We start from the raw sequence: 5878 nt of genomic DNA on the forward strand, positions 1-5878 counted from the left end.
GCACTCAGGAGCCTCGCCTTGAACGCCAGAAGATCCTCGTGGCATTCCAGAGAAAAACTGGTCGGCAGCGCTCCCTCGGCCACACGTCCGAGAAACTCAAACCGCGTTGTCGAGAGCTGCAGCGTCACCGGTGGCGGGTCGTCGCGAGCAAGCTTGACAACGAGCTTCATGCCGCCGGTCCCGTCACCGAGGAGCGCGACCTCGTCGCCGCCACGACGAGCGACGGAAACAAACTCTTCCAGCAATGGGCTTGTTCGCGATTGCGACTGGCTTCCCGAACTTGCGAGCACAAGTTCGTCCTGGTTCTGGATCAGCATGCCTGTGAACACGCGATTGAGCCCGCGTATCAGCATGGGCATTACCTGGCGTGGCAGCGGCCCTTTCTCAGTCAGGGCGCGAGCGGTTTCAAGGTAGAGGCCGGCGTACCGGAAGACTGTTAGATCCCACAGGTCTAGGCTGTCGGCGAGGTCGTCGGAAAGGGTGAAGAAGAGGCGCTGGCGCTGCCCGCGTAGCAATCCCAGAAAACGCGCGACGGCGGTCGGATCGTCGCCCTCGAGATAGGACTGCTGTGCCCGCTTGTACGCCGGCGTTTCGCCATAGACCTGATCGGACTGCACCAAAGCTCGGTACGTGTCCACGAGCGCAGGATCGTCCGCGCCGTACACCAGCATGTTGTCGACTTTGTTGCTCGTCTCGGATCCGATTCCGAACAGATTGAGCTTGCGGAACGGCTCGGTTCTTTCGGCGCGGCTCGGCCGCAGATTTCCTCCGAACACGTTGCGATAAGGATTGGCCCGCTCGGCCGTCCCCGCCGACGCCAGGTCCGCGACGTCAGTGCACGCCATCAATCCGTCCCTCGCATCGGGATGACCAAGAATGACATTCGTGACCAGCGAAAGGACTTGCCGGATGGTGAAATGGCCCCCGTTCTGTTCGCTCGCTTCGACCAGGTTGCCCAAGCGCTGTCTGAACAGACCATTGTCGTTTGTCCCGACCAGCCGCTCCCGGTTCTCGCGAATGGGACAGGTGCCTTGCCCGAGCGCCGGGCAGTCCGAGCAACCGTCCCAGCCCGGGTGCTTGGTCACCGCATCGATGACCTGGTCGATCATGACGGCCGCTGCGGACCGACTAAGGTCCCTCAAATCGAGCTTGATGGCGGCATTGCCGCTGCGCCCAGCGACTAAGAGGTTCTCAACCACCTCGACGAGAGCGGTCGTGTTCTTGTCGCTGCCCGCAGTCTTCAGCTTCTCAAGCAGCTGGCCGTGATTGGCAGCCATCAGATAGACGCGCGGCGAGTTCGGGTCGGCGACGTCCCAGGCCATCTGCTCGATCAGCGGCTTGCTTTCATCGGAACGAAGTTCGCTCAGATCCTTGACGACGATGAGTTGTCGAGCGCCGAGATTCAGCCTTTGGATTTTCTCGCCGCCGTTCCAATCCTCAATGGTGCCGCCGAGCTCAAGCCAGACACGCCGGCAATGATAGGTCTTCCCATCACCAGCAGTGCCGGTAAGAATGATGGACCTGCACTCGTCCGACCTGAAGTTCTGGACCAGCCATTCGAGATACTGGGCAGGGAGCTCGATAGGCGCCATCTTCAGCCGAGCGAGGGCCCGCTGGATGGTCTCGTCGTACATGTTGTCGTTGGTGGGGATTGGGCCGTAGTTCCGAAGGAACCGGATCCAATTGTTCGTCGGCATGCACTAACCCCCAATGACTGCCGCCTCGCGCTGACGACCGTCCTGGAATTCCAGCCCAGCCCCATGAAATCAGTCCGTTGCAGAGTAATGTAGAACTCGCGAAACGCAACAATACAACTGCAGCGGCAGCGAGACGCGACGCACGACGATGCCCCCGCCGACAGCGGAGCGCCAAAGATCATGAGGCGTATTCGCGTGATCGCGCGCGAGCGCAGAGACCGTCTCGGGTTCGGGCGCAACCTAGTGGCGAAAATCCAACGCTTGGTACCCGAACTCGACTCGCGCTTAGGATGTGAGCGGTCGCCGCTCGGTTAGCACGAACGACCGTCATGCGGACTGTCGTTCGCGGTGTGGGCGAGCAAACATCTTAACAACGCCAGGCATATTGGGCATATGCTGGGCCATCTCAATGGACAGCGAAGAAGTCCGGGCTAGAATGAAATCTTTCAACGAGTTCAATCGGCTGTTCCGGGAGCTTGAGGGACGGTCAGGCAACGACGCGTCGCGTATCGAAATGCTGGTCAAAAACAGCGCGGACGCACGGCGGGTAGTCGGGTCATTGTATTTTTGGGAAAACGCATTCGAAACGGAACGCGCTAACGGTCGATTTCTCCGGGACGTGCCGGGCTGGTTTATTGAGCGCTACAAGTTGTACAGGGAAACCTTCGCGAACGAGGTGAACAGAGTCTATGGCCGGCTTTCCCTTAATGCCCTTTTCCCAGAGGCCAATAATGAGGTCGATGGCATCCCCGTGTCGGAAATCCTTAATCCGGGGGGGCGGCCCCCCATCAAAACGGCAAGTTCGGCGAAACCCGACAACGCGGCTGAAGCAGTGGACGCAATGGTCCAATGGATTTGGGAAGTTGAGGAGGGACTTCGAGAGGGCGTGGAAGCGTATGATTGGTTCACTGAGAAAGTTGGCATCGACTTCGCCAAGATCGAGGAGCGGTGGGAGAAATTGCCGCGAACCCTGATTCCAACGCGCAGGAACAGAACCGCCGCGGAAGGCGCTCCCGAGGCCCTCATCGCTCTCCTCGACGATGCTACAAAAGCATACGTCTTTGGCCTGCCAGCAGCAGCTATCGCAATGTGCCGGGCAGTCTTGGAGCGAGTGCTCAAGGAATTCTATCTTCCCGAGGAGGAGAGTAGAAAAGAGAACGGCAAGCCAATGATGCTCGGCGAATTGCTGGCTCTTGCCGAAAAAAGGTACGAACACATCCGCCGACTGGACCTGAAATCCTACGTTGCAAAGGCAAATAAGGTCATGCACCGTTATGAAGGCGGCCGAGTTTCGGAAGACGAGCTCGAAGCGGTTCGGCAATTCCTCGAGGCGACAAAGACGCTGATTGAGCACGCGCCACAAACTCCGAACCAGATTCCGGTTTGACTACCAACTCTGTGGTCTTTGGTACGCAAAGGGGTGAAGATGGGTAGGAGTAGCGTTCTGTCTTGGGTATCAAGCGTCCGGTTCTTATCGGCGAGGATGCGACGCCAAGTTGATTCGTTCTCCCGGTTGCCGGAGAGCCAAGTTAGTCAGGACAAATGCGGGGCAGGGACTAGCGACCCCCATTTCCCTTTGGTGCACCCCCCGGCGCGGAACTGGCGGCACGCTCCAAGTCCGCCATTTTCTTGACCAGGGCTAGGAGATCGCGCTTGGTGCCGTGCGGAAGAGACACGACCTGTTGCGCGAGTTCCATGGTGTCGCGCGCTTCTTCCGGCGTGCGGCCCCATAGATGCGGAGCAGCGCTGTACAGCATTTCCATCGGCATAAATCCGAGGATTTCGCACAAGTGGATCATCCGCGTGACGTGCATTTTTGAGAATGCGCGTTCATAGCGGCCATAAACCTGCATCGATAGGCCAAGCAAGGGCGCAAGCTCGGCGCGGGTCAGATCCTTGTCCTCGCGCGCCTTGCGGATGAACTGAGCTATTCTTTCGTCGATCTCGCCGAAGGTTTTGATGCCTTCGAATCCCGGGCGGCGGAAAACAGGTTTATCGATCTCAGGATCAATCGTCTCAACCAAATCCATTTTGTCTTTATAGGCATCCATATCCTTAGGCACGTCCCCTCCCTCCCACTGAGAGAAAATCAGCGCGCCCTGGCTGCAACCATTCGCCAAGTACCCGGTTCGCCCTCGAACACAGCTTCGACAAGTTTTTCCCCATCGACCCACCCCAGATGCGCCAGGAGTTCGCACGCGATAGAATCTTTGCCAAGACTAATACATCGCTTCACGGTAACCGTCGATCCGGTCCCGTGCATTGAGATATCCCAATTGGATAAGCGAAACAGCTCGCCTTTGGCGGTTTCGTCCGATGGCCGGATGGCCGCATCGAGAGCGGATTCCATAAGCACGTCCAATGGGGAAGCGGCTTTTGAGCCTTCACCAAAATCGAAGCCTCGGCGACCGGTCATCGGTGCGGCACAGATGCCAATAAGGATACCGGCGGTCATCCCGAACAGGAGGCTTCGACCGCCCATGAATCAATAGCCGTTGTCTCGGAGGAACTGGTCGACGGCTGCCTTTATGATCACCGTCATCTTGATGTCGTTGTCGAAGGCGGCTTTTTGCAGTCGCATCTTCGTGTCGTAGTCCAGCGGGCAATTGACGTAGTGTTTGGCTTCTCGCGTGTGTGCTCTTTTGAGGTCGCGCAGGCGATAACGCCCCTCCTCCTGAGCCAGAGCACGTTCGATCGCCTTGCTCTTGCGCTCTTCACCGCTCTGGTTTGGCAGACCGCGCCGGGGCCGTTCCCTTGTAGCATCCGTTTCTGAAACCGGCGGAGCTGTTGGCGCCTGTGCAATGAAACCAGCCTCTGCCCCTTCCGACACAAGGGCTGGTTTCATTGTGGCTTCGGATGTGGCTGGCTTCGGCCGTCGCGGAGCGATCGGAAAGTCAGAGACTGACAGTTTGCCTGGTTTAGACATTTCCCACCTTTTCCCGGTTTGCCGCGAGATGCCGATCGAGCTCGGCCACAAACGCCGTGACCTCCGCGCGGCCCTTCATCACCGGGTCGGTCAGTTCGAGCATCTGCAAGGTGCCGAGGCCGTTACGGATTTCGCGGTAGCAATTGCGTTCGGTGAACTCGGTTTCCATCAGCGTCGATTCATAGCCATTGTCGCGAAGATTGGCGATGAACGGACGGATCAGCCTGTAAGCCTCGAGAGCGCGGCCCGGCAGGGCGACGCGCGTCACCACGTTGAGGTGGGGAATCGTACGCCGCTGCCTATCGCCAATATCCGCCGTGATGGTGGCGGCTTCGCCGGCCGCCTTGATTTCATCCTGGTTCGGCTGAATTGGCGTCAGCACCAGGTCGCAGTTGCGGATGATCGTATCGCGGATGACGCTGTCGACGCCGGGTGAGTCCATCAGGATTACGTCATAGACGCCGTCTTGGTCGGCAAGCACGGTTTCAATGCTTCGCTGCGTTGCCGCGCTGTGCAACTCGATGTTGGCCGGAAGATTGTCCTTGGCCTCGCATCGCTTCCACCATTCGGCGAGGTTCTGGCGCGGATCGGCGTCGATCAGAAGAACCTTCTTTCCCTGAATAGCGTACTCGCCGGCAACGAGGATAATGACCGTCGTCTTCCCGGCGCCGCCTTTGCCGCTGATCGCGCAAATTCTTCGAGGCATGTCTGATCTCCCTCTCTTTTGACGCCCTCTAAACCGAACAGGGCAGGCCGTCGCCACGCACATGCCTCCTCTTGGGCTGCATTTCCAAACGAAGCGAGTGCTTGGTTTCGCTTTTACACGATGCGATTAAGCCTCACTACCCTAGCGTGTGATACATCAATCACATCGTACTCCCACATCGTAACGTCATTCCATGTGAACACATCGTGTGAACAAGTCGTGTGAGATTGGAATGGCGCGCGCTGGCGTTGAGCAACCCTGGAGCCCTGGCCGGTCAACGCAATTTTCCCCCGTTTGGCCAAAGAGGTCGTCAGCGCCGCCGCAGGCCCTTCCCGCTCCTTTTGTGGTGAACCCCGGAGCCGCGTGAAGGCCGTCTGTGACGCTCGCACGCAGCCGGCCAGGGCGAAGAGCGGAGCGTCCCTTGCGGGCGAGTACGAGGGGCACACAAAGGCCGACAAAGCGGTCCTGGAGGTGAACCCTGGAGAGCGTTTTAGCGTTTGAAAAGGCAGGGGCGAAGGCCCTGCTCATGGTCGCGATAATGTCGAGCGA

6 protein-coding genes are annotated in these 5878 nt (G+C 58.7%); 1 reads left to right on the forward strand and 5 read right to left on the reverse strand.

What is annotated here, in order from left to right; all coding sequences use genetic code 11:
* Positions 1-1697: hypothetical protein (locus tag EOA49_RS29645; protein ID WP_127243519.1), on the reverse strand; the 1697-nt coding region annotated here is incomplete at its 3' end.
* A gap of 409 nt (positions 1698-2106) precedes the next feature.
* On the opposite strand from EOA49_RS29645, the gene EOA49_RS29650 reads away from it, so the two are divergent.
* The gene (locus EOA49_RS29650; RefSeq protein ID WP_127243520.1) at positions 2107-3084 is read left to right on the forward strand and encodes a hypothetical protein; all 978 of its coding nucleotides are present in this window, start codon (positions 2107-2109) and stop codon (positions 3082-3084) included.
* 169 nt (positions 3085-3253) lie between these two features.
* Here the strand turns inward: EOA49_RS29650 and EOA49_RS29655 are convergent, their stop codons facing one another.
* The 4 genes from EOA49_RS29655 to EOA49_RS29670 all read right to left on the reverse strand — a co-directional run bounded on the left by EOA49_RS29655 (position 3254) and on the right by EOA49_RS29670 (position 5329).
* The gene (locus tag EOA49_RS29655; RefSeq protein ID WP_164747081.1) at positions 3254-3760 is read right to left on the reverse strand and encodes a helix-turn-helix transcriptional regulator; all 507 of its coding nucleotides are present in this window, start codon (positions 3758-3760) and stop codon (positions 3254-3256) included.
* A gap of 26 nt (positions 3761-3786) precedes the next feature.
* Positions 3787-4152 (reverse strand): hypothetical protein, encoded by a 366-nt coding sequence (locus tag EOA49_RS29660; RefSeq protein WP_245460841.1) that lies wholly within the window; start codon positions 4150-4152, stop codon positions 3787-3789.
* 30 nt (positions 4153-4182) lie between these two features.
* Positions 4183-4542 carry a hypothetical protein gene (locus tag EOA49_RS33815; protein WP_245460842.1) on the reverse strand — a complete coding sequence of 120 codons (360 nt, stop codon included), beginning with the start codon at positions 4540-4542 and terminating at the stop codon, positions 4183-4185.
* Positions 4543-4615: 73 nt separating this feature from the next.
* Entirely contained in the window at positions 4616-5329 is a 714-nt protein-coding gene (locus tag EOA49_RS29670; protein WP_127243521.1) for a ParA family protein, read from the reverse strand.
* Positions 5330-5878: the final 549 nt, after the last annotated feature.

The organism is Mesorhizobium sp. M1A.F.Ca.IN.020.04.1.1, from assembly GCF_003997315.1.
In the GTDB taxonomy this organism is placed as follows: Bacteria; Pseudomonadota; Alphaproteobacteria; order Rhizobiales; family Rhizobiaceae; genus Mesorhizobium.